Raw genomic sequence first — 468 nt, forward strand, 5'->3', positions numbered from 1 at the left:
CGGATCGGCTCCGTCGCGACGCTGGCCAGGGCTCGCATCGCGTGCTCGCGGTGGAACTGGCGAGCGGCGAGCGACGATTTGCGTGGCCGGCGGGAAGCCTCAGCGGGAACGATAGCAAGGCCGGCGGCGCCGGTGTTTACAGGCGTTTACGCACGGGGCTTGCCGCGGCGCCGCATCGGCGACAGGTCTTTCAACAAGATGACCGCTCGTTTCGCAAAGCGATGCAAATGCGCTGCGAAAGGCTGACAAGGCTTTCGGAAGGTCGACGACGGCATGAGGCTGGTGATGCCGGTTTTGCTCAGGAATGCAAAGCGCATCGGGCGGGAGGCATGCCAAGTCGGTCGACAATCTTCCCGGCTGCGCGATGTCGGTCTCGCGCTGGGCGATTCGAGCAGGCTGTGCCGGGCAAGTGGTTCGCCGGGCAGGATTCGACGTGTGGCTGGCGGCCCGGCCAGCCGGAGCGGCTGG

Annotated in this window: 1 protein-coding gene; it reads right to left on the reverse strand. The window is 66.7% G+C overall.

Translation table 11 applies throughout. The features are described 5' to 3' along the window. Positions 1-146: 146 nt before the first annotated feature. A partial coding sequence (locus tag FQ746_RS35055; protein WP_222105904.1) for a hypothetical protein occupies positions 147-468 on the reverse strand: 322 nt, incomplete at its 5' end.

This window comes from Paraburkholderia sp. BCC1886 (genome assembly GCF_900996245.1).
In the GTDB taxonomy this organism is placed as follows: Bacteria; Pseudomonadota; Gammaproteobacteria; order Burkholderiales; family Burkholderiaceae; genus Paraburkholderia.